Here is a 22,140-nt window from a genome sequence, read left to right on the forward strand (position 1 = left end):
ATGACGACCCCCTCCATTACCGGCAAGCACCGCTCAAAAATTAGCGCGTTGCAGCAGCCTTCCGCCGAGACAATTGAGTATGCCAAAAGTTTACACATGCACGTACTTGGCCCCGGCGAATTGGCAGAATCGGAATGGGCCGAGGCGGGCTTGCCCGCGCCCGATTTGCAATTTATCCGGCAATATCGGCTGGATCGCGTGCGGGAGCAGCTGCGGTCCTTCGATTACGCAGGCATCTTGCTCTACGATCCGCTGAACACCCGCTACGCCACCGACAGCACCAACATGCAGCTTTGGATCACTCACAACGCGGCGCGGTATGCCTTTGTAGCCACGGAGGGGCCGGTCATCATTTTTGAGTTTCACGGCTGCGAATTTCTGAGCGACCACAATCCGCTGGTGACGGAAGTGCGGCCGGCGATCAGCCATTACTATTTTGGGGCAGGGGAAAATTATGAGGCGAAAGCGGCCGTTTGGGCAGCAGAAATCGCCGATTTGGTAGAAAAACACGGGGGTGGCAATAAACGCTTGGCGCTAGATCATGGCACGGTAACGGCCGTTCACGCGCTAGAGGCACACGGGCTGGAAATCAAGAACGGGGAAGAAATCATGGAGCTGGCGCGGCTGATCAAGCATGATGAGGAGATCAAGGCGATGCGCCGCGCCATCGTCGCCTGTGATCGCTCCATTGACATCATGCGCGACCATTTCCAGCCGGGCATCACAGAGCAGCGGCTGTGGAGCTACCTGCACGCAGAAAATATCTCCCGCGGCGGTGAATGGATCGAGACGCGGCTGCTGGCGGCTGGCCCACGCGCCAATCCCTGGTTTCAGGAGTGCAGCAGCCGCAAAATTCAGGCGGGTGAGCTGATGGGCTTCGATACCGATTTGATTGGCCCGTATGGCATCTGCGTAGATATTTCGCGCACCTGGCTGTGTGGGGATAGAGAGCCGACGCCTGCACAAAAAGAGATTTACACGATGGCGTATGAGCAGGTGCAGAAGAACAGGGAGATGTTGCGCCCAGGCGTCACATTTAAGGAGTTGAGTCACAAATCGTTGGTCTATCCTAAAGAACAGTTCCGCTACTACTCTTGCCTTTATCACGGCGTTGGCCTATGCGACGAATATCCGGACGTGCCTTATCCCTGGAACTGGAACGAACTGACCTGCGATGGCGTACTTATCCCCGGCATGGTGCTTTGCGTAGAAAGCTACGTGGGGCGTTGGGAAGGCGGGCCGGGCGTCAAGCTGGAAGATCAGGTGTTGATTACGGAGGATGGGTATGAACTGCTATCGCATTATCCGTATGAAGCCGAGCTTATACTTTAATTTTTAATAGTGAGGTGGAGAAACGGCCGTTTCCCACCAATCATAAAAGGAGATTCAACATGGCAGTAACACATAAACGACTCGGCAAACATGGTGTACTCGTGAGCAACCTTTGCCTGGGCACGATGAATTTTGGCTGGCACACTAGCGAAGAAGATAGCTACAAAATTATGGATCGCGCCTTGGAACTGGGCATCAATTTCTTCGACACGGCTGATGTGTACGGCTGGGAAGTAGAGCAAGGGCACACTGAAGAGATCATCGGACGTTGGTTTGCCCTGGGCGGCGGACGGCGGGATGCCACTGTGCTAGCGACCAAAGTGTACAATCCCGTGGATCGCAAAGCTAACTTACCAGAAGTGAACAGCGACGGCCGTAGCCTCTCTGCCTACAAAATTCGCAAGCATTGCGAAGGCAGCCTCAAGCGACTGCAAACCGACTGGATTGATCTGTACCAGATGCACCACATTGACCGGGATTGTCCCTGGGATGAAACGTGGCAAGCATTTGGCAGTCTGGTTGACCAGGGCAAGGTGGTGTATGTTGGTTCCAGCAATTTTGCAGGTTGGGACATCGCCACTGCCTGCCAGGAGGCGTCTAAACGGGGCATGATGGGCTTGGTGAGCGAGCAAAGCATTTACCATTTGGATAACCGCATGGTTGAGCTGGAAGTCATCCCCGCCTGCCGCCACTACGGTTTGGGGCTGATTCCCTGGAGCCCGCTGGCAGGTGGCTTGCTAGGCGGCGCGTTGGAAAAACTGGAAACCGGGCGGCGCAAAGGGGAGCATTTTGAGAGGATGGTCAACGAGAAGCGAGACCAATTAGAAAAGTATGAAGCCCTCTGCCGCGAGATTGGCCATCCGCCAGGGGAAGTGGCACTGGCCTGGCTGCTGCACAATCCCATCGTCACCGCACCCATTATTGGGCCACGCACGATGGAGCACCTAGAAAGTGCCGTGCGCGCCACGGAAATCGAGCTGGACGACGAAACGCTGCAAAAGCTGGATGAAATTTTCCCCGGCCCCGGCGGCGAAGCCCCGCAAGCCTACGCTTGGTAACAAGAACGACAGAGCCGCCCGCAGAAAAGTGCGGGCGGTTTATTTTGAGGCGCGTATGAATCTTGAGCTTGGTTCTCCGATTGCTTACGGCGCAACGGCCGAAATCTATGCCTGGGAAGAGGGGCAGATCCTCAAGCTATTTTTCGACTGGTTTGGGCGGGAAAATATTGAATACGAAGCCCGAATGGCCCGCGCCGTTTACGCTAGCGGCCTGCCGGTGCCTGCGGTGGGGGAGATGGTGGTAGTGAACGGCCGTATCGGACTTATCTACGAGCGGGTGGCGGGGAAATCGCTGTTTGAGGTGATGCCCAGCAAGCCGTGGACCATTTTTCGATATGCACGGCGCATGGCGGAGATGCACGTCGAGATGCACGCCAATCCGCTTGAGCCAGAGATTCCCCGTCAGCGTGAGCGGCTAGTGAGAAAAATTAAGGCTGCAAAAGCATTGCCAGACGCTTTGCGGGTGCGTGTTTTAGCTACTTTGGCCAAGATGCCAGATGGCAATCAAATTTGCCACGGTGATTTTCATCCGGGCAACGTGATGGCCTCACCGCAAAGTGAAATCATTATTGATTGGATCGATGCCACGCGGGGCAATCCGCTGGCAGATTTGGCACGTTCGTCCATTATTGCTTTGGGCGCAGCCGCCAGCAGCCAGACTCCAAAGCGTACGGATAAAATGTTTGTGCGGCTGTTCCACAGGCTGTACCTGCGCCACTATTTTTCTTTGCGGTCAGAAGGGAGGGGGGAATACGGCCGTTGGCTCCCCATCGTTGCCGCTGCCCGGCTCAGTGAAAACATCCCAGAGCTAGAACAATGGTTGCTGGCGCAGGCGGAGAAGGCGGTGGATTGAGAGACGGCCGTTTTTCGTTTACAATGGATGCAGAAAATTGGCTAGATAGAGTTTAGTTTGAGGAAAATGGAAATGTCATCTACAGCAATTGCGACCATGAAAAAAATGATGGAATCTTTGCCGGAAGCTGCTCAAGAACAAGCAGTGGAGCAACTGCGTGATTTTATTGCCGAAATGCAAGAAGAAAGTGAATGGGATGCGCTGTTTGAAAAGACACAAGATCAGCTCATTGTAGCTGCCAGGAAAGCCAGGGCAGAGATTGCGTCGGGCAAGTCGGAACCAATGGATTATGAGCAGTTATGAAGTCGGCAACCTTGCCTTCATTCTGGAAGGCATATCGCTCACTTGATGGAACCATCCAGAAAAGAGCCAGAAAAGCTTACATTCTGTGGCGAGAAAATCCCTTTCACCCTTCCTTACGCTTCAAGTGCATTAACAGCCAAGAAAATATTTGGGCTGTGCGCGTGACTTTGGGCTACCGTGCACTTGGTATCTTTGAAGGTAATACGATCACATGGTTCTGGATTGGGAGCCATGACGATTATGAACGCTTTTTTGGGTAATATGGCAACGCTTAGAAATGTGATATGCGAAGCGATGGGATAGTGTTGAGCCATCGCTTTTTTATTTTACATTGAGCTTGAATAGAAAGTGTCATGATGCAGATTCGCGTGGCGAGAGTGGCTGATGCCGAAGCGATTTGGCAACTGCATAACCGCTCCGTTTTGTCGCTTTGTGCGGCGGATTATAGCCTGGAACAACTAGCCGATTGGGTGAAGCACAGCACGCTGGCGCGGCAGCAAGCGCGTCTGAAAAAGCACTGCGTTTTCGTGGCAGAGGAAGATGATCGGCTGATTGGCTTTGTGCGCTGGAATCCGGCCACCAATGAACTGTGCTCCCTCTTTGTAGACCCCGATTTTGTGCGTCGTGGCGTGGCCTCCGCCCTTATGGAAACAGCTTGCCAGGACGCGCTTGCCTGTGGGGTAACTAAATTTTGGCTGGATGCGAGCTTAACGGCCGTTCCCTTCTACAAAGCCACTGGCTGGCAAACCATCAAACAAATGATGCACGGCGAACTGGCCTGCGTGCGCATGACCAAGCAGCTTGGGTAATTGAAAGGTGGGTGGAGAAACTGCCGTTTTTCGTTTACAATGTTTAGCCATTTTTTAATGTTTGTTTATTATCAAAAACATCACGGAATCCATCAGATAAATGAGAAATTTGTTTCCACATTACTACAGGCTTTCAGAGTTACAACTTGCTCAAATCTGGCAAGATTGTGTTTTTTCTTTTGATGCAAATGTCCTTTTGGATATTTACAGATACACCTCTCAAACGCGTGAGCGTTTCTTAGAGATTTTATTTTTGCTGAAAGACAGAATTTGGATTCCGAATCAAGTGGCGTTCGAATTTCATAAAAATCGACAAAGTGTAATATTGAATCAGCTGCAACCATATTAGGAAATCAGAAAAATGGCTCAACAAGCTTTTGGGGGATTAAAAACTGATATAGAGGGTTTGAATCTTAAAGGAAATCGTCCACATCCTTTTATAAAAGCTGAGGAACTCTTCAAGATAATTAATACCGCTCAAGAAAAATTACAGGTTGTCTTGGATGAAATGGAATCTCACCATCCAAATTACCTATCGTCAGATGGGCTACTTGAGGTAATCACTGAGCTTTTCTCAAATAAAGTTGGTATACCGTATTCCCAAGAAGAGCTTGATAAAAAATACGAGGTTATAAAAATTCGATATTCTATGGATATTCCTCCTGGTTATGAAGATGTGAAAAGCAAGAAGGTTCCTCAAAAAGGTGATCCAGAACCCAAAGCGTACGGTGATGCGATTTTATGGATGCAAATGCTCGACTTCATAGAATCAGAGCATAAGCCATTGATTTTTGTTACTGGTGATGTTAAGTCTGATTGGTGGTTAAGATTAAAAGGTAAAACAATTGGTGCAAGACCAGAATTGCGTAAAGAAATGCTTGAAAAGGCACAATCTGATTTTCATATGTATCAAACACACCGATTTATCGAGCTCGCTCAAAGGTTTTTAAAGCTCGAACGCCAAGATGAAGCTGTTAATGAGATTCGAGAATTGGATCGGAAAAATCATGAACTAGATTTAATCGTTTCAAATTGGCCTATCATTCTAAGGTATGTTGGGAGTCGAGATGAAACTTTAAGAGCTTATCTTTCGGTTGCAAAACTGTTAGATTTTAGTGGGTCTGTTTTTACAATCGGATTCGATTTCTTAGCCGTAAAAGAGAAGTTTGAAAAAGTACCGTTAGCTCATGAAATTGTGAAAGAAGCAATTTCGGTCACCACTGCATTAAGACATTTTAGTTTCCATACAACTTTGGTATCTGAATGGAAGCCTATGAAGAGCTCTGGGTTCGATGTGGATGATGTTCCATTTTGATTTCTAAAGAGACAATATAGATATTGACTAACTAAAGGACATAATCAATGAAGATCGAGACGGACGGTGCATACGGCGAACCCCATATTGTGTGCCCTTATTGTGATTTTGAATACGTTCATCCAGCTAAAGTACGAGTATATCCAGTTGAGGGGGATTTGGAGTGGGAAATCACCTCAAAAGGCCCCGCTCTTCGAGATTCTGACGCGGCCAAGCATCAGCGTGGTGTTACGATAAGTATTACATTTTTCTGTGAAAGTGGGCACTCATGGGAAAGCGTTTTTCAATTTCATAAGGGTAGCACTTTTTTCAATGTAATAGAAGTAAAATCAGATAATGATTTAGACACTTTGTGGCGAGATTAGAATATTTCTATTAATTGAAGATTTAATTTGATTTGATGTATATGGGCCAAGAATCATTTCAAGAGATGCTAACCGGTGGCCACCCAAATTCGCTGGGGCGGACGGTGGAGGTGGCGGCGCTTGTCCTGGCGGATCGGGCGCGGCTGGGGGAGCTGTATGCCTGCTACCAAAGCGAGGATGCGGTGGTGCGGCTGCGCACGTCCAATGCGCTCAAGCGCATCTCGCGGGAGAAGCCGGAATGGCTGGTGCCGCTCATTGATGGCTTCCTGACGGAAATCGCCGAGCTCGATCAGGCGTCGGCGCAGTGGACGCTGGCGGATTTGTTCCAAACGCTGGCTCCGCATATGACCCCCAGCCAACGCCAGCAGGCAGAAGCAGTGCTTAAGCGCAATTTGGCCAACCACAACGACTGGATTGTGCTCAACCAAACAATGAAAACGCTCGGCAGTTGGGCTAAAGATGACCCTGAACTGCGCCATTGGCTGGTTCCCCATTTGGAGCGATTGTCTGGAGACGGCCGTAAATCCGTCGCCAAAACCGCTGCCAAAACGTTGTTGAATCTTTAGCAAAGTAGGACTGGCAGTCCTGTAAACTGGTTAGTCTGTCACGACGAATACAGAGGACTGCCAGTCCTGAGTTTTAATCAGTTGGTGTAGGAACGGCCGTTCCCCACGCCCCAATCCGCGCCACAGATGCTTTTGCTTCAGCCACATCCACCTTAGCAATTAGCCCAATCGCCACAATGACCAAAATCGTTTCCAGCACAAACGCCGTGCCGTAAGCCAACATCTCGTTGCCACCAGAAACCGACAGCAAACTGTCCACAACCAGACCACCCAGCAAACTAGCCATCGCCCGCCCCAGCTGGTGCGCCACGCCCCAGACGCCAATCAGCAAGCCGGCGCGCGCTTCCGTCGTGAACTCAATCATCGAGACGAGCAGGCTGGCCGCTGCCAGCCCCGTGCCCAACCCCAGGAATACAACGGCCAGCCGCAGCAGGTTGGCATTGCCCGTAAAACCAATAGCCACGATGACTAAAAACATGACGGCGACAACGCCCAAACCAATGCGATAAATACGCAGGTAGCCAAATCGCTTGATCAAATAGAGGCCAGAAGCCAGCATGGCGATGAGCGTACCCAATCCCCAAAATGCGGTCAGTTGGGAACTTTCACCTACCGTCATGCCAAAGCGAACGGCCGCATACGGCTCCAGCAGCACATCCTGAATTTGGGTGCCCAGCAGCGTTAGCATCACCACCACAAAAAAGCGGCGCACCTGCGGGTTGCCCATTACAACTTGCTTCACAATCGTTCTAAAATCTTGCGAGCGAGCTTCCTGGCTGCCCCGATCGGCGACGTCACGCGGTTCTTGACGCGGCGCAGCAAACAGGGCAAACAGCAACGCCATTCCCCCGATGACGGCGACAACCACCGTGAGCCGCTCTGGTGTGTATGGCTGCAAGGTTGCGCCCACAATGCCAGCCCCGGCGATGAGGCCAATCATGTTCACCACCTCGTACAGCGTGGCGGCGCGTGAGCGGGGTGCGCCCTCTTCAAATTTGTCTGCCAGCAACGCTTGGAAGGTGTTGCTCGTCAGGTTTTTGCCGATGCCGTACACAATCAGGAACAGCAAGGTCGCTGCTGCACCCACACTGAGTAACGATTCGGTTCGCAGCACAAGGGCCACGGAAACGGCCGCTCCCAAACCAGCCAATCCTGCGCCAATGATGATGTACGGCTCACGCCGCAGCCCGCGAATGGGGTAGGCGTCGGAGCGATGCCCCAGCCAAACCCGCACGGGCGCAACTAGCAGCGGCACGGCCAGGAAAAGTCCTGCCAGCGTCACGGGTAGACCCAACTCCACCACCATGACGCGGTTGATGACGCTGCCTGCCAAAATGCTGATCAAAGTTAGGCTCAGCGGTACGGCCGCTAGCCGAATCAAGTTAAAACGATGCTTCATTTCTTCTTCTCCTCTTCAGAAATTCCCCGGAAATCGTCTCAGTTTCTGAGGAAAATAATTACCATCCCATTCAAATTTAAATTAACCAGCATATTCGGGTAGGGGCAGACCCCCGTGTCTGCCCGAAGTCGGGCGCACACGGGGGTACGCCCCTACCATCAAAAATTCCGTTGCAAAGGATTGTATTCAGCAATATTTGCCATGATCTGCTTAACCAAGTTGCGGGATTGGCGAATGCAATCTGGAATGCCCTGGCCGCGCAAGCCTGCCCCGGTGAGATAAAGTTGGGGTAGCTGTTCCGCCAGCTTCTGCTCAACTTGGGCGATCATCGCCAAATGGCCAACAGGTGGTTGCGGGTTGGCTGGCAACCAGCGCTGCACGTGAATTTGTGTGGGATTGGCTGTGATGTCAAAAATTTGCTCCAGCTCTTGCCGCACCAATGCAATTAGCTCATGTTCCGATAAGCTGGCCAACGCTGGATGCTTTTGTCCGCCCACAAAGGCGCGCAGCACAAATTGGTCATTGGGGGCGCGGTGAGGGAACTTGACAGACATGCCTTCAACGGCCAGAAGGGAGGATGATTCGGTATCGGGGACGACGACGCCAAAGCCATCGAAGGGATTATTGATTTTATTCCGGTTGAAGGCGAGGTTGACAGTGGTGACGGGGTTGTAAGGAATATTGCGGAGGTCGTTTATAACGGCCGTTTCCACCAATCCATCCAGCAAATCGGCTATCACAAAGGTGGGAATTGCCAGAACGACCAAATCGGCGCGGAGGGCGCGGCCGTTACTGAGCGAAAGTGTAAAAGGATGGGTGTGGGTTAGGTCGTGGTGCAGATGGGTAACTGCCGTATCCAGCAAAATCTCCCCTTCAATTCGATCCGCCAACGTTTCGATCAGCCCCATCAGCCCCGTTTTCAGCGTGGCAAAGCCGGGCTTTTTGGCCGGGCGGGGCTCGCCAGACGCTTTGCGGTCGGCGCGCTTCTCTTTCATCAGGCCAAACATCCCCCTGACTACGCTGCCGTGCGTTTGCTCCATCTCCGCAAAGCGGCCGAACGACACCTGCACGCTCATCTCGTCCACATTGCCCAAATAAACGCTACCAATGGCGGGCTTGACGATGTTGTCCACCATCTCATCCCCCACGCGGCGGCGCAAAAAGCTGCCCAGCGATTCGTCGCTGGTTTCTGTGCGGGGCTTTACAAATGGCTCTTTGAGCAGCCGCAGCTTGCCTTTGGCAGAAAGCAGCGGGGTAGAAAGGAAGCTCCCAGGCCCAGATGGTACGATGGCGGGACGGCCATTGTGCAAGACATAATTTTTGCCGGAGCTGGTGGTGCCAACGAGTTGATCTTGAAGCCCCAGCTCATGGCAAAGTTCCCACGCTTCTGGCTTGCGGGTCACAAACGATTCAGGTCCCCCTTCAAAAACGAAGCCCTCTTGCTGCTGCGTGGCAATCTTGCCACCCAACACATTCACTTTTTCTAAAACGGTGGTATGAATGGTGATGCCTTGCTGACGCGCCTCTTTTTCTAAATAGTAAGCGGTGACCAAACCAGAAATGCCGCCGCCCGCGACGACAATCCTTTGGATTCCATGAGCTGTCATCTCATCTTCCTCACTTTCAACAGGCAAACAGTAAGAACGGCCGTTGCCACGCCGGATTTTGTGGAAATCAAATTTAATTTTGAGTTACAGATTGAAAGATTCTACGATTGCTGCTCGTAAATTTGCGCGATGGCTAACTGCACCACATTGAGCAGTTCGTTTATGCGTCGCATGAGTCGCAGATTGGCTTCTGGTTTGATGGTGGCGGTGCTGGGCAGCTGGAAGGCGGTGTCTACTAGCATGTCGCGGAAGCGGAGCGTGGTTTCCAGTGCTTCGGTGAGAGGGAGGTTGGCTTGTATGGCCAGACGGCCGTATTCTAAACCAATACCTTTTGCCTCTTTTAGCAGCACACCATTCGATTCTGGGTCAGAGATGTATTGCAACGTTAAGCCCATCAACCGACGACCCAGCAAGCGATGTTGCTCGCGTACCTTGTCATCAAACTGGGTCAGCCACCCTTCACCTTTGTGGGCCGAAATTTCTTGGCGCGTTTGCGTCAATGCTTTTTCAGCCCAAAGCTGCTCTAAACTGCTGGGGAGCTGTACCTGCCGCCGCCCGGCTGCAAACTGATTTAGGTCGGACAATGCAAAGCGCCGATGCCCGCCTGGGGTAAGCATGAACGAAATTTGGCCGCCATCCGCCCAGCGCCGCAGCGTGGTGCTGTGTACGCCAAGCAAATCTGCCGCCTGCGAGAGCGAAAGCCATTGTTCAGTTTCAGGAAGAAAGTTGTTCATAAAACCTACCTAAAATCATTGCAAAACCGTGTAAATCTATGCAAATCTATGTAACTGTGAGGATTATACTAATCTGATTTTAGAGCGTCAATTGGATTTGGCAACTATTGACAAATGTCACGGAGGGGGTATGACAAATGGCTTGCTATTTTTTGGCGAATAACAGAAAAATATTGCGTATAACGTATTGTGTAGCCCCAAGCAGGCACGCAATGTGTTATACGCAATACAAAAGAATCCACGAGTTCTAAAAAAGGAATCTAAATCCTAGGATGAAGATTGCACGTTGTTGATGTACCAGGCGTAGAGTAGTGGCAGGACGGCCGTTCCGCCCACACCAACTGTTAATACCCCCACGAGACCAGCCCATGCCAGCGCATCCTCCGCCACGGTAAAGCCGAGCCCCAGCAATACCAGTGTCATCAGCAAGAAAACGGCCGCGACGCCCAATATGATGCCTGCCACACGCCGCGCCCGCTTCATCGAGGCCCGCTTGATGGCGTGCAGCTTGCCGGATTGCCCGTGCAGCAGCACCATCTGGGCGCGATTGTCATCGTCCAGGTAGTAGCTGGTGTAAAGTGGCAACAGCAGTTGGGTCCAGTGCTGGTTGGCAAAGCTGGGCGACCATTTGAAGCCGCGTGTGTGGTCGGCTTCACTGGCTTGGCGGCAATCCTGGGAAACGGCCGTTTGCAACACTAAAACCGCATCATTCCAGGCATCATCCGGTGGGCGGTTTGGCAGATGCACAATGGCTCCCTTCAAGTCGCCTGGATGGAATGGCTTCTGGTCTTTCGTTTGAAAACGGCCGATTTTGGCCTCGACCTCATCTTGCTGTTCCAAAGCAGGTGTGGCCTGATTGTGATAAGCACGGTTGAGTCGCCCCAAGCGTGGCTCCCAGCGTACGCGATTTTCTTTTACCCGCTCCGTTTGCCAATCATTATTTTTGTACTGTTCCCGGTGGCTCACAATTTCGTAATTGAAGCCCATTTCGGCTTGCCAGCCGCCCTGCACGTGGGCATCCACCAGCCACATAGGTAGGTAAACAGGTTGCAAGCGACCGAGTAAGTTGCGCTCCTGCAAATCGGACGGAGCCAGCCAGATGCTTTTGGCAAATTGGCTTACGCTTTGTCGCAAAACATCCTCATTAGCGCGGTACGGCACTACCATTTCCGGTGGCTGCGTGTAAATGGGGCGGTCATCGGTGGGGTCCATTTGGGCCAGGGTCGCTTGCCCGCAAAGCGGACAGCGTTGGCTGACCTTATCTGGCGGCAGCACAAACACGCCGTTGCAGCTTACGCACCCCTCCAGCACCCAGTCAGTTCCCCACTGCTTAATCCAGTTTTCATTTGCCATTTGGCTTGTTTCAGACATCTAATTAACCACTTGCAATTAAAAATTAACCGTTAACCATTCCTAGGCATCTGTCATCTTGCCAGCTTTCCGCAGCGTGTCGATGACAAAAATGAGCCAAGTGAGCAGCGCAAAACCAGCTACCAGCAAAACGGCCGCCCCAATCCCAATCTCATTCGCCAGCAAAACGGCCGCAATAATCGCCAATAGTAGTCCCGGCAAAAACCAAAGCCCCAGCACCCTGGCTACCTTGCGCCAATCCACAGGCCGCTGCCCGGCAATGATGCCGGTTTGGCCGTTGATAAGTACCTGGAACACCTTGTCGCCGTAGCGGTAGGTCGCCAGGTAGAGCGGCAGCAAAATGTAGCGCCAGCTCTCGTCGCTGAAATCCATTTTCATGCTGAAGTTGCGCATGTTGCGGGCGCTGGCCTGATCTTGGCAGGCTCTTTTGGTTCGGACACGCATGGTGCGCCGCGCCGAGGCCCAGGCGGTTTCCAAATCGATATCGTACGCTTGGGCTGAGAGGCCCGCGAGGAAGGTGGGTTGGTACGGTACCAGTTCGCCTAGGCGATAGCCGCGCATATGCTTGAGCAGCTTTAGACTAATTTGGCGGCTGCCACTCACCAGTAGATCGTCCGTGAACAGGCTAATCGCCCCGGATTCCCAATCCCACTGATTGCCTTCGCGGTTGCCCATTTTGAGGAGTAACTGCCGTTCCCACTTCCAATTGGGCGCAGAGTGTCGGCGACGGCTGGCATCAGTGTTGTACACCTCGGCACGCCAGCCGGCTTTGGTGCGGGCGTCAAAGGTCCAAAAGGGAATGTAGATTGGCGTGTATTCGGTGCTGCGCGCCAAATTTTGCAAATCTTTAGGCAGCAGCCAGCTATTTTGTAGCCAGTCGGCCGTAATTTGGCGGCAATTTTCTGTGGTGGTTACAAATGGCACCAAAAAGCGCGGGCGCAGCACGTCTTGCGGGGCGCGGGTTTGCACCACTGCGTTAGAGCCGCAAAACGGACAGGTGTGGCTGAGCATGTCGGTAGACAGCGTGGTGTGGGCGGCGCAGTTGTTGCAAACAAGCTCTTTCCGTTCTTGCCCCCAGCCGTTTGTGGAACGCTCCACCGTCTCTACGGTGAACTCAAACTCTTGTGCCCCTTTGCCCACAATTTCTACTTCGGGGGCTTCATAGTAGCCGCAGAAGGAGCAGGTAAGGCCGCCGTCGTCGGTGCTGAAGGCGGTGGCTCCGTCGCAGTTGGGACAGCGAAAATCCACCACCGGGCGGGCATCTTCCAGCTCTTCCGGGGTTAATGGTCGGTAAACTTCTATGCCTGAAACGGCCGATTTTGTTTTGACAAACCCATTTGGGATAAATGGGTCTCCTTCAGGTGGGAATCTATTACTCATTGGTTTCCTGCTTTGGTTGCTCCACAGATTTCAGAGATAAGATTAGTACATTGGCTTGGGGTTGGCAAGCGGTTCAAACAATGAAAAGATTTACCACGAACGGCACGAATTGACGAATGAAACGAATAATTATTTGAGAATTCGCGTTATTCGTTCATTCGTTAAATTCGTGATTGCTTTTTCCAGGATTCTGCTAAGATCAGCGCAAAAGTGAGCGTGAATTTGTGAAACGAAACCGACGATTTTTAACGATTTTACCTATTTTGGCAGATGCGGCGGGTGCGGCGGCCATGATTTTGCTGCTGCCGACGCTGGTAGCACAGTTTGCGGAGCCAGCGACTATCAATGTGCTGATTTTGAGCGGGGCGTTTGTGGTTTACTGCACGGCCGTTTACCTCATTCGCAAATTGGAGCCAGCCGCCGACGCCGGCAGGGTTTCTCGCCTGCCAGCGTGGCTGACCCAAACGTTGACGATGCGCGTGCTGGCTATTCTTTTTTCGCTGGCTTTTGTGGTGGAGTTGCTGCGGCAGTTTGGCTACTGGGATTCTATTTTTGTGGTGGATGACCGCATTTTAGGGGCAGGGGAATCGGCTTCCTTTTTTGTGTACGGGCCGGGGGCGTTGATTGGTTCTGCGCTATTTTATGTGCTGGTGCTTAGTGCCTCGGTGCGGGTAACGATTGAGGATGCGTCTCGAAATTATGCGGGGCTGGTGCTGCTGGGTTTGCTGATGGTGAATGGAGCGGTGCTGGTGGGAACGGCCGTTCTCCAATCCATTCCACTTTTTAACGGCTGGCTGGGCATGATTGGTGCTTTTGTGTTGCTCATTTTGCTCTTTTTGCCGCCGCGCATTTGGTATTTGAGCAAACGGCCGTCTTTGCTGGCGGCTATTTCGTATCTGGCGTTGCTGGGGTTGATGTCTTGGCAGGTTGCATAAAATACATTGAACCGCTCCGGCGTTCTCTAAAAAGGCGATACTTCAATGAAATTAAGATATTGTCGGCACTGCAAAAAAGAAGTACCGATGTTCAATAACGAAGAATACGAACAACTTCGAGAAGTTTTTAGTGAATGTATTCGGAATATTAAAGAGTACCGTCGAACAAATAATGCCACTCTTCCAGAAACGCCATTGGATAAGCTATATAAGCCTTTTTGGGAACTGTATACATGGTTCGCTGGTGTCGGGCCTGAGTTCGACGTAGATGAAGTTGTTCGGCGACATTACCTGGCTCGATGGAATAAGTACAAGCACGAAGCAAATTAAAAAAAGAGAACAAGCCCATTCGGGTGGCCCCGAAGGGATTTCACAACTAGCCGGATGGCTTCAGCCTCTGACGTGGCTTGCAAACTCGCCTACTTGCATACTTGCCCACTTCTTCAGGTGCAGAAACGGCCGTTTTAGGCTAGACTCACCTCCATGAACGAAACAGAAATAATCGAACAACCAGAAGAAGAAATTACCGAGCCTGAAACGGCCGATCTAGCTGTAGAGGAAGAAATTGAAGAGCCAGAAGACAGTCTGCCATCGGTGCAGATTGGTGATTTGCCCCCTCGTTTAAGCGAAGCCACCGCCCGCGCGGGCTGGAACTCGCTCACTCCCGTGCAATCCAAAGCGATGCCCTACATCTTTGCCCAACGGCCGATGATGGTGCAGGCGCGCACCGGCAGCGGCAAAACCGGCGCATTCATCATGCCCATCATGGAGTTGGTGAATCGCTTCAAAGACGAAACGCAGGCGTTGGTGCTGGTGCCTACCCGCGAGTTGGCTACCCAAGTTGTTGCCGAGGCGAAGACCTTGTTTGGTGATAGTGGGTTCCGAGTAACGGCCGTTTACGGCGGCGTCGGTTACGGTGCTCAGCTCAAAGCCTTGCGCGAAGGCACACACCTCATCGTAGGGACGCCAGGGCGCGTGCTGGATCATTTGCTGCGCGGCTCGATGTCACTGAAAAAGCTGAAGGTGCTTGTGTTTGACGAGGCTGACCGCATGTTGAGCATGGGTTTTTACCCCGATATGCGCCGCGTACAGGAATATTTGCCAGACAAAGTTTACACTTGCATGTTCTCCGCCACATTTCCGCCCACGGTGCGTAGCCTGGCGCGGCAATTTATGGAAAATCCTGACTTCCTCAGCCTGAGCCGCGATCATGTGCATGTGGCAGATACCTCTCACCAAACCGTCATGGTTTCGCCCATGGAAAAAGACCGAACGTTGGTGCGGCTCATCGAGCTGGAAAATCCCGACTCGGCCATCATTTTTTGCAACACCAAGCAACGTGTTCATTATGTGTCGGTGGTTTTGCAGCGATTTGGCTACAACGCCGATGAGCTAAGTGGCGATTTGCCGCAAAAAGAGCGCGAGAAGGTGATGGATCGTTTACGTAAGGGCAAGCTGCGCTTTTGCGTAGCCACCGACGTGGCAGCGCGGGGCATTGACATTTCCGATCTGTCTCACGTCTTCCAATATGAGCTGCCGGAAGACCCGGAAATTTACATTCACCGCGCCGGGCGCACCGGGCGAGCGGGAGCGGCTGGCACGGCCGTTTCGCTCGTGGGTGACTTCTCAGAACAGGTGCTGCTCAAGAAGATTGCCAAGCAGTACAGTATTGAATTTGAGGAACGGCCGTCTCCCGATGAAGCCGCCTTAGCCAAAATAGTATCCGAGCGCATGATTGTGCAGCTAGAAGCCCAAATGCGTGACCGAGACAAGCTACGTGTGGAGCGGCTGCAGCGTTTTGTGCCGATGGTCAAAACTTTAGCTGAAAATGAAGAAGGGGCGCAGCTACTGGCCATGCTGCTGGATGATTTGTACCAGCAAACGCTCCATTCGCCGCCCGCAACAGTGGAAGTAAGAGAGCCGGTACGTCGCCAATCATCAGACAAACCCAGGAAAAAACGCCGGCGACGGTCACGCGGCCGTTCGCGTAAATCCTAAATTTATCCGCAGATTCCGCAGATACGCGCAGATTTTCTCCGTGAAACTCTGAGTCTCCTCTGCGTAACTCTGTGCTACGCTTTTTTACAAAGTTTTATGAAAGCACTTATCACAGGGATGAACGGGGCAGTCGGCACTGCCTTGAACGAATACCTTTTGGCAGATGGTCATTTGGTGGTGGGTTGGGATCGAACGGCAGTTTCTCCCAACGACCTCCCTGCGGCCAAACAATTTTTGCAAGCCACCCAGCCAGATGTGCTGTTTCATTTGGCCATTGCTTCCCAATCCACCGGGCAGGCAAATGAAGGGTGGCGCATCAATGTGGAATGGCCCACCCAACTGGCGCAGCTTTGCCATGAGCAAAACATCCGCTTCGTTTTTACCAGCTCGGTGATGGTCTTTACGGACGATGCCGTTGGCCCATTCACCCCGGAATCGGTACCGGATGCCCGTGAAGGGTACGGCTATGACAAGCTAATGGCCGAACAGCAGGTGCGTGCCGCCAATCCAGAAGCCATCATTGTCCGGCTGGGCTGGCAAATTGGCGACGCCCCTGGTTCCAACAACATGGTTGACTTTTTAGCAAAGCAAGAAGTGGTGCGCGCCAGCGAAAAATGGCTCCCCGCGTGTAGCTTTTTGGTGGATACGGCCGTTGCCCTGCAAACCCTCGCTCACGCTACCCCCGATCTGTACTTGCTGGATAGCAATTCACGCTGGAACTTCTACCAAATCGCCACCGCCCTGAACGAATTACATGGCAACCAATGGCGCATCGAAAAAACGGCCGATTTCATCTATGACCAGCGCATGAGAGATCCCCGTGCCGACATGCCCTCGCTGGACAAACGCCTGTCCTCCCTCGCATAATTACGAACAGTCTCAATTACTTGGACACAGATTGACACTGATTTATCTTGCTTGTGTCCTGTTATTTTATTCAGCTAGGAAGTCACTATGTCTGATCGCAATCTTATTTTTACGTTAGCTAAAGTGATAATTGCCGCTGCTTGGGCCGATGGGGAGGTGAGCACCGAAGAGGTGAACAGCCTCAAGGATTTGCTATTTCAGCTACCCCGCGCCGGAAAGGAAGGTGGCCTGCAAATGAGCGGCCAGGAATGGTCGCGGCTGGAGATGTACATTGACCAGCCGATTGGCGAAGCAGAACGCGCTCGCTTGGTTGTTGATTTGCAAAATGCGCTGCGTACCCCACGTGACCGCCAATTGGTGCGGCAGGCTCTGGATGAAATGGTGGGTATTGACGGTGAGATCACCGCAGAAGAGCAGGTGCTGGTTGATGAGGTGAAACGAGCGATTGCTGATGTGAACTTGAGCCTGTTTATGCAGATAGGCCGGATGGTGGGTGGGGCGATGGCGCGGCGAACGGCCGTTGCCGACACACCCAATCGTGAACGCCATTTTGAAGATTACATCAAGAACAAAGTGTTTTACGCTGTTAGCCATCGGCTGCATGTGGAGCAGTCTGAATTGCAACTGCCAGAGGCGGCGTTACGCAAACTGAGCCTGGCCGGAGGATTGATGGCAAAGGTAGCACATGTGGATCATGATGTGTCTAAAGCTGAGTTTGGCGCAATGGTACAGGCGTTGCAAACGCATTGGGAGGTGGATGAGGTAACGGCCGTTTTCATTACCGAAGTTGCCGTGTCTGAAGCAGCCAAAAAGCTGGATCACCACCGCACCGTGCGCCAATTTGCTACTCGCACCACCCGCGAAGAGTGGCTGCACTTTTTGGACGTGCTGTTTGCCGTCGCTGCAGCCGACGGCATGGCCACTTACGATGAAATCGAGGAGATTCGCGCCATCGCCCGCACCCTCAACCTGACGCGCGAGGCGTTCATCGAAGCCAAGCTAAAAGTCCCCCGCGAAAAACGCGAAGCGTAGATTTTAGCCACAGATTTCACAGATTAACGCAGATTTTCATAATTTATCCTTCATAATTCATAATTTTCATAGGAGAAAATATGGGAACCTGGGGCTCAGGTAATTTTGAAAACGATGCAGCCGCAGATTGGCTGTACGATTTTGGTGAGAATGATTTTCGGTTGATTGACCGGACGCTGGCAGGCGTGGCGGGCATGATTGATGCCGATGAGCTGGATGCCGACGAAGCGCAAGAGGTGTTGGCCGCCGCTGAATGTGTGGCCGCCGCCGCTGGCTTTCCCCCAAACAATCCGCCGGCAGAATTGGCCGAGTGGCTGGCGGAAAACAGCCCAATGCAGGTGAAGTCAGCATACATAGAAATGGCGCAGAAGGCAGTGGCTCGCGTGCTAACAAAATCGGAGCTGCGTGAGCTGTGGCTGGAGAGTAATGAATTTGGTGCGTGGGAAACGGCCGTTACCAACCTCCAATCCCGCCTCAACCGAATCAAATAAAACGAATGAATCTGAGTTTTAAAATGATGCGCTTACGAAACAATCCGCTTTGTCTGCTGATATTATTTCTTCTTTTGCTTGTCCCATCTGCCTGCGGCGACCCTTCTCTGCCCGAAATTTCTGCCGAGGAACTGGTACAACTCTCCTCTGAGCGAATGAAAAACAGTGATGGCTTTCAGTTTGTCATTGAGCGCGACGGTGCGCCTGCCTACCTTGATCCGGGCGAAACGCTATCCTTCCGGCGGGCAACGGGTGCCTATGTGGCTCCAGACCGCGCTTTGGCGACGGTGCGGGTCATTGGCCCCGGCATCATTACCGATGTGGACGTGATTAGCGTGGCGGAAATTCAGTGGCAAACCAACGTCGTGACGGATGTTTGGGAGGAGCTGCCGCCCAACTGGGGTTTTAACCCTGCCGTTCTCTTTGACGGCGATATTGGCATTCAGGCGGTGCTGCTGGCTGATTTGTCTGAGATTGCATTGGCTGAACCGGAAAATTTGGCGGAAAGTGAGGGGCCGGATGAGCTGCTGTATAGCGTAACGGCCGTTGCTACTGGTGAAAACATTTATCAAATGAGCGGTTACCTTATTGGCCCAGAGCAGGTGGATATTCAGCTCTGGATTCGCCCAGAAACATTTGAACTGGTGCGTATTGTGGTGCGTGAGCCAGAGCCAGAGGATGAAGAGCTAGAAAGCATCTGGCAAGTGGATATTTCTAACTACGATGAACTTATTGACATTGAACCACCAGAATTGGGTAATTGAGTAACTAGGCAATTGACATAATGACTTAATTGCCAATTCCCAATTACAATTTTAGCTACGGCGGAGGATGTAGATACGCCCCCACTGCCCCAGCACGGCAACGGAGTAGCCAGTTAAAATCTCTAAATTTGAGCATTGGCGGACGGACTCTTTTACCAAATCGTATTCGCTACTAAGCACGACGGCACGGCCGTTTCTTCCCAAAACCCGCTCCAATTCTCCAAAAAACGCTGGATACAATCTTTTTAGTGCCTTAGGTGAACTAATTTGCTTGCCAAATGGTAGGTTGGTTGCCACTTTGGTGATGCTGCCGTTAGCCAGTGGCAACCGGGTTGCGTCCAGATGCAAGGCACCAAAACTGTTGGGCGGCTCCTTACGCAACGCATGTACGTTTTGTCGCGCGGCCTGCGTATGGTCATAAAGCATGTCTCCCGCCAGCATTTGGCTGTACGCTCCGGCGTAGCGCCGCTCCATCAGCAGCGTGCCACTGCCGCACATCGGGTCTAGGAAGATGTCATCATCAGTAGGTTGGGTGAGGTGAATCATGGCGGCGGCGACGGACGGCCGTAACGCAGCTTTCAGCGGCATGGGCTTGTTAAAACGATGGCGCATGGTGCGGTCTGTCAGGCGGATGCCGCCCACCAGGCGCGAGCCGAGCAAGTTGATCCAAATTTCTAGCATGGCGTGGTCATCTACCAGCCGCCAGCGCGGGTATCGTTCCTTCATCCCTCGCCGCACCGCCTCGCCGAGCTGCTTGCGGTAAATGTCGTGGCTGCCATACAGACGACTAATTGCCCGATAAGACGGCCGTCCCGGTTGCTTACGGATAGGCATGGCGATGTCAATGGCATGTTGGAAGGTTGCCGATTCGCCAATCAACTCCGTTAGCTGCGGCAGCACTTGGCGGGTACGCGGCACTTTGTCTATAGAAACCGCTAATACAAAAACGTCTTCCACGGCGCGTAACTGAAACAAATCGGAAGCGTCCCCGGAGTAGCTAAAAAGCAAAAGGCCATTTTGGTCTTTGGCAAAGACAGTTTCACTGAATTTGGCACCTGGCAGCTTGTCTCGAATTTCTAGCCAGGCAATCTCTTCTACCCCTGGCATTGTTTGCACATAATAGGTTGTTGCGTTGTTCATCCTGATCTTCATTCCCTGTAAAAGTCGCTAGATGATACCACATGACCAATCTGAATGATTGGATCATTGGCAAACTAGTTGCATAAACCCCCGACAATAATTACACTGTATTTGTGTCCACCCAGAAAGAATGAGAGTGCCCCAAATATTTACTCAGTTCCAAACCGCAACTAGGAGGTTAAAGTGATTCAAAAACATAAGCCCAGCAAACTTTGGTCTGCGATTTTACTTTTGTTAACGGCCGTACTGCTTTTCACTGTAGCGGCTTGTTCCAGTGGTGAACAACTGCTGCTGGCTGAATTTAATCGGGATTTTGAAGCGGAAATATTTTTAGCCGAATTAGGTTCTGAATCAGGTGAATGGCAATCTTTGGCTGAAGATGCTGTGTCAACGATTCTGTTTGATGGCAGGTATGCAACATTTGTACCCGATACCAACCATATTCTGCTTTGGTATGAAGATGGAAATGATCTGCGTGTAGAGCAAATGGAAATCGGAGATGATGCCCCAACTGAACTTTTTGAAGGGGATGTAGCCGACCGCGTTTTTGGGTCTGTTTCAAGCGATCCGTTTCTCATATTTTTGACTGAAACAGAAGATTTTTCTGAATTTAGCTGCTATGTGTCTGTTGATGGGGCAGAAGCTGAACGGCTGGCGAAAGGGTCCATTTGCTGGGTTTCAGAACACGGTGTCGTGTCGGAGGAGAGGGATGAAGATGAATTAACCCTAACCCTCTATTCACTCGATGGTGAAGAAGAAACAGTCATTCTTGATGGCGTTGAGGATGTTTTAGACACCGCTTGGAATCAAGATTTATCTACTTTTGCTTATGTAGAACTTGATCGTCGGGATGCTCAGGCGTATATGATCGAGCCAGGTGACGATGAAGCAACCCCTATTGGTGATGAGTTTGAAGTTATCGTGTCTGTGGGCTTCATGGCTGATGGCGAGACCATCTACATTGTGGGTAAACCGGATGAAGATGATGATGAAGCGGGATTGTTCATCAACGGTACCGGGGATCCAATTTTGGAAGAAGAGAGCATTCGCTATGCTGGCCGGGACGAAGAGGGCGACTATGTCCTGTTTAGAACCTTAAACTCGCGAGGGGAAACGCTTTTCGTTTATGATGTAAATGATGAAACGGCCGTGGAAGTAGCAGACGGAGACGCTGTTTCTACAATTGGTTATCTTAGCGATCGGCTGCTTTTTTCTGTGGCGGAAGATGATGATTTTGCTGTGTTTAGCGCCGAGGCAAATGGTGCGGAGCCAGTTGAGCTGTTTGCCGATAATGATTTTGAAGTGATTGCAATTCAGGTTGATGAGGCAAACGGCCGTATCTACCTGACCTTGCGCGATGAAGATGGACTTTCCTCTCTGTTTGTGTCTAGCCTGGATGCTGAAGATGGTTACATTTTGGTGGAAGAGTGGGCCACAATTAGTTTGTTGAACAGTTCGGATGATACGGCCGTCTTTGCTGCACGGGAAGATTTTGGCGACGACTGGATTCTGTACGCCATTCCTGTGGAAGACGGCGCGGACGAAATTGAGCTGGATGATGATGCCGAAAATGGTTTTGAGAACGCCTTTTTGACGGGTAACGGCCGTTCCCTGATTTATACGGCCGTAGGTGACGACATTAGTGAGGCAGAAGTACGGCAAGCACCGCTGGATGGCGAAGAAAACCCAGAAACGCTGTACAAAGACATTCTTCTGTTAGACGTTAACTGGGAGGGGGCTTCAAATCTGGAGCGTCTTCGCTAGAGCTTAATCAGACTTCAAAAGTCTTGTAAGCAATTTGGCTAAGACCAGATGCGATCG

The 22,140-nt window shown here is 51.8% G+C and carries 21 protein-coding genes and 1 pseudogene; 16 read left to right on the forward strand and 6 right to left on the reverse strand.

All coding sequences use genetic code 11. The annotated features are described in order from the left end of the window. From ACOQPM_RS11160 to ACOQPM_RS11200, 9 genes and pseudogenes are all read left to right on the forward strand, one after another. Entirely contained in the window at positions 1 to 1,332 is a 1,332-nt protein-coding gene (locus ACOQPM_RS11160; RefSeq protein WP_420629338.1) for a M24 family metallopeptidase, read from the forward strand. A 59-nt stretch (positions 1,333 to 1,391) separates the two neighbouring features. Beyond that, positions 1,392 to 2,390 (forward strand): aldo/keto reductase, encoded by a 999-nt coding sequence (locus ACOQPM_RS11165; RefSeq protein WP_420629339.1) that lies wholly within the window; start codon positions 1,392 to 1,394, stop codon positions 2,388 to 2,390. A 55-nt stretch (positions 2,391 to 2,445) separates the two neighbouring features. Next, positions 2,446 to 3,243 carry a phosphotransferase family protein gene (locus tag ACOQPM_RS11170; RefSeq protein WP_420629340.1) on the forward strand — a complete coding sequence of 266 codons (798 nt, stop codon included), beginning with the start codon at positions 2,446 to 2,448 and terminating at the stop codon, positions 3,241 to 3,243. Between the two features lie 72 nt (positions 3,244 to 3,315). Further along, positions 3,316 to 3,546 carry a hypothetical protein gene (locus ACOQPM_RS11175; protein WP_420629341.1) on the forward strand — a complete coding sequence of 77 codons (231 nt, stop codon included), beginning with the start codon at positions 3,316 to 3,318 and terminating at the stop codon, positions 3,544 to 3,546. Beyond that, complete coding sequence (locus ACOQPM_RS11180; RefSeq protein WP_420629342.1) at positions 3,543 to 3,806, forward strand: hypothetical protein; 264 nt, start codon at positions 3,543 to 3,545, stop codon at positions 3,804 to 3,806. The genes ACOQPM_RS11175 and ACOQPM_RS11180 overlap by 4 nt, the downstream gene beginning before the upstream one ends. 93 nt (positions 3,807 to 3,899) lie before the next feature. After that, on the forward strand, positions 3,900 to 4,355 hold the full coding sequence (locus tag ACOQPM_RS11185; RefSeq protein WP_420629343.1) for a GNAT family N-acetyltransferase: 456 nt from the start codon (positions 3,900 to 3,902) through the stop codon (positions 4,353 to 4,355). 100 nt (positions 4,356 to 4,455) lie between these two features. Further along, positions 4,456 to 5,670: pseudogene (locus ACOQPM_RS11190) on the forward strand (PIN domain-containing protein). 47 nt (positions 5,671 to 5,717) lie between these two features. After that, entirely contained in the window at positions 5,718 to 6,035 is a 318-nt protein-coding gene (locus tag ACOQPM_RS11195) for a hypothetical protein (protein WP_420629344.1), read from the forward strand. A 41-nt stretch (positions 6,036 to 6,076) separates the two neighbouring features. Beyond that, positions 6,077 to 6,601: a hypothetical protein gene (locus tag ACOQPM_RS11200; RefSeq protein WP_420629345.1), complete on the forward strand. Its 525-nt coding sequence runs from the start codon at positions 6,077 to 6,079 to the stop codon at positions 6,599 to 6,601. Between the two features lie 73 nt (positions 6,602 to 6,674). Here the strand turns inward: ACOQPM_RS11200 and ACOQPM_RS11205 are convergent, their stop codons facing one another. The 5 genes from ACOQPM_RS11205 to ACOQPM_RS11225 all read right to left on the reverse strand — a co-directional run bounded on the left by ACOQPM_RS11205 (position 6,675) and on the right by ACOQPM_RS11225 (position 13,092). Beyond that, positions 6,675 to 8,000 carry a BCD family MFS transporter gene (locus ACOQPM_RS11205; protein WP_420629346.1) on the reverse strand — a complete coding sequence of 442 codons (1,326 nt, stop codon included), beginning with the start codon at positions 7,998 to 8,000 and terminating at the stop codon, positions 6,675 to 6,677. A 158-nt stretch (positions 8,001 to 8,158) separates the two neighbouring features. After that, positions 8,159 to 9,607: a protoporphyrinogen oxidase gene (gene hemG / locus ACOQPM_RS11210; protein WP_420629347.1), complete on the reverse strand. Its 1,449-nt coding sequence runs from the start codon at positions 9,605 to 9,607 to the stop codon at positions 8,159 to 8,161. Positions 9,608 to 9,708: 101 nt separating this feature from the next. Next, positions 9,709 to 10,341, reverse strand: coding sequence for a MerR family transcriptional regulator (locus ACOQPM_RS11215; RefSeq protein ID WP_420629348.1), 633 nt, complete (start codon positions 10,339 to 10,341; stop codon positions 9,709 to 9,711). Between the two features lie 267 nt (positions 10,342 to 10,608). Further along, positions 10,609 to 11,712, reverse strand: coding sequence for a hypothetical protein (locus ACOQPM_RS11220; RefSeq protein WP_420629349.1), 1,104 nt, complete (start codon positions 11,710 to 11,712; stop codon positions 10,609 to 10,611). 42 nt (positions 11,713 to 11,754) lie between these two features. Continuing rightward, the gene (locus ACOQPM_RS11225; protein WP_420629350.1) at positions 11,755 to 13,092 is read right to left on the reverse strand and encodes a hypothetical protein; all 1,338 of its coding nucleotides are present in this window, start codon (positions 13,090 to 13,092) and stop codon (positions 11,755 to 11,757) included. Positions 13,093 to 13,316: 224 nt separating this feature from the next. On the opposite strand from ACOQPM_RS11225, the gene ACOQPM_RS11230 reads away from it, so the two are divergent. From ACOQPM_RS11230 to ACOQPM_RS11255, 6 genes are all read left to right on the forward strand, one after another. After that, entirely contained in the window at positions 13,317 to 14,027 is a 711-nt protein-coding gene (locus ACOQPM_RS11230; RefSeq protein WP_420629351.1) for a hypothetical protein, read from the forward strand. A gap of 483 nt (positions 14,028 to 14,510) precedes the next feature. Continuing rightward, on the forward strand, positions 14,511 to 16,025 hold the full coding sequence (locus ACOQPM_RS11235; protein ID WP_420629352.1) for a DEAD/DEAH box helicase: 1,515 nt from the start codon (positions 14,511 to 14,513) through the stop codon (positions 16,023 to 16,025). A 96-nt stretch (positions 16,026 to 16,121) separates the two neighbouring features. After that, complete coding sequence (locus ACOQPM_RS11240) at positions 16,122 to 16,892, forward strand: sugar nucleotide-binding protein (RefSeq protein ID WP_420629353.1); 771 nt, start codon at positions 16,122 to 16,124, stop codon at positions 16,890 to 16,892. Positions 16,893 to 16,979: 87 nt separating this feature from the next. Continuing rightward, a complete protein-coding gene (locus ACOQPM_RS11245) occupies positions 16,980 to 17,924 on the forward strand; it encodes a TerB family tellurite resistance protein (RefSeq protein ID WP_420629354.1) in 945 nt (314 codons plus the stop codon). A gap of 80 nt (positions 17,925 to 18,004) precedes the next feature. Continuing rightward, the gene (locus ACOQPM_RS11250; protein WP_420629355.1) at positions 18,005 to 18,415 is read left to right on the forward strand and encodes a DUF4259 domain-containing protein; all 411 of its coding nucleotides are present in this window, start codon (positions 18,005 to 18,007) and stop codon (positions 18,413 to 18,415) included. A gap of 23 nt (positions 18,416 to 18,438) precedes the next feature. Further along, positions 18,439 to 19,179 carry an LppX_LprAFG lipoprotein gene (locus tag ACOQPM_RS11255; protein WP_420629356.1) on the forward strand — a complete coding sequence of 247 codons (741 nt, stop codon included), beginning with the start codon at positions 18,439 to 18,441 and terminating at the stop codon, positions 19,177 to 19,179. 51 nt (positions 19,180 to 19,230) lie between these two features. Here the strand turns inward: ACOQPM_RS11255 and ACOQPM_RS11260 are convergent, their stop codons facing one another. Continuing rightward, the gene (locus ACOQPM_RS11260) at positions 19,231 to 20,319 is read right to left on the reverse strand and encodes a hypothetical protein (protein WP_420629357.1); all 1,089 of its coding nucleotides are present in this window, start codon (positions 20,317 to 20,319) and stop codon (positions 19,231 to 19,233) included. A 183-nt stretch (positions 20,320 to 20,502) separates the two neighbouring features. Between ACOQPM_RS11260 and ACOQPM_RS11265 the strand changes: the two genes are divergently transcribed. Further along, complete coding sequence (locus ACOQPM_RS11265; protein WP_420629358.1) at positions 20,503 to 22,083, forward strand: hypothetical protein; 1,581 nt, start codon at positions 20,503 to 20,505, stop codon at positions 22,081 to 22,083. The last annotated feature ends 57 nt before the right edge of the window (positions 22,084 to 22,140 follow it).

The organism is Candidatus Leptofilum sp. (genome assembly GCF_965223525.1).
Taxonomy (GTDB): domain Bacteria; phylum Chloroflexota; class Anaerolineae; order Promineifilales; family Promineifilaceae; genus Leptofilum.

Coding starts and splice junctions, on each gene's coding strand:
- ACOQPM_RS11160 (WP_420629338.1), top strand. CDS start 1: ATGACGACCCCCTCCATTACCGGCAAGCACCGCTCAAAAATTAGCGCG.
- ACOQPM_RS11165 (WP_420629339.1), top strand. CDS start 1,392: ATGGCAGTAACACATAAACGACTCGGCAAACATGGTGTACTCGTGAGC.
- ACOQPM_RS11170 (WP_420629340.1), top strand. CDS start 2,446: ATGAATCTTGAGCTTGGTTCTCCGATTGCTTACGGCGCAACGGCCGAA.
- ACOQPM_RS11175 (WP_420629341.1), top strand. CDS start 3,316: ATGTCATCTACAGCAATTGCGACCATGAAAAAAATGATGGAATCTTTG.
- ACOQPM_RS11180 (WP_420629342.1), top strand. CDS start 3,543: ATGAAGTCGGCAACCTTGCCTTCATTCTGGAAGGCATATCGCTCACTT.
- ACOQPM_RS11185 (WP_420629343.1), top strand. CDS start 3,900: ATGATGCAGATTCGCGTGGCGAGAGTGGCTGATGCCGAAGCGATTTGG.
- ACOQPM_RS11195 (WP_420629344.1), top strand. CDS start 5,718: ATGAAGATCGAGACGGACGGTGCATACGGCGAACCCCATATTGTGTGC.
- ACOQPM_RS11200 (WP_420629345.1), top strand. CDS start 6,077: ATGGGCCAAGAATCATTTCAAGAGATGCTAACCGGTGGCCACCCAAAT.
- ACOQPM_RS11205 (WP_420629346.1), bottom strand. CDS start 8,000: ATGAAGCATCGTTTTAACTTGATTCGGCTAGCGGCCGTACCGCTGAGC.
- hemG (WP_420629347.1), bottom strand. CDS start 9,607: ATGACAGCTCATGGAATCCAAAGGATTGTCGTCGCGGGCGGCGGCATT.
- ACOQPM_RS11215 (WP_420629348.1), bottom strand. CDS start 10,341: ATGAACAACTTTCTTCCTGAAACTGAACAATGGCTTTCGCTCTCGCAG.
- ACOQPM_RS11220 (WP_420629349.1), bottom strand. CDS start 11,712: ATGTCTGAAACAAGCCAAATGGCAAATGAAAACTGGATTAAGCAGTGG.
- ACOQPM_RS11225 (WP_420629350.1), bottom strand. CDS start 13,092: ATGAGTAATAGATTCCCACCTGAAGGAGACCCATTTATCCCAAATGGG.
- ACOQPM_RS11235 (WP_420629352.1), top strand. CDS start 14,511: ATGAACGAAACAGAAATAATCGAACAACCAGAAGAAGAAATTACCGAG.
- ACOQPM_RS11240 (WP_420629353.1), top strand. CDS start 16,122: ATGAAAGCACTTATCACAGGGATGAACGGGGCAGTCGGCACTGCCTTG.
- ACOQPM_RS11245 (WP_420629354.1), top strand. CDS start 16,980: ATGTCTGATCGCAATCTTATTTTTACGTTAGCTAAAGTGATAATTGCC.
- ACOQPM_RS11250 (WP_420629355.1), top strand. CDS start 18,005: ATGGGAACCTGGGGCTCAGGTAATTTTGAAAACGATGCAGCCGCAGAT.
- ACOQPM_RS11255 (WP_420629356.1), top strand. CDS start 18,439: ATGATGCGCTTACGAAACAATCCGCTTTGTCTGCTGATATTATTTCTT.
- ACOQPM_RS11260 (WP_420629357.1), bottom strand. CDS start 20,319: ATGAACAACGCAACAACCTATTATGTGCAAACAATGCCAGGGGTAGAA.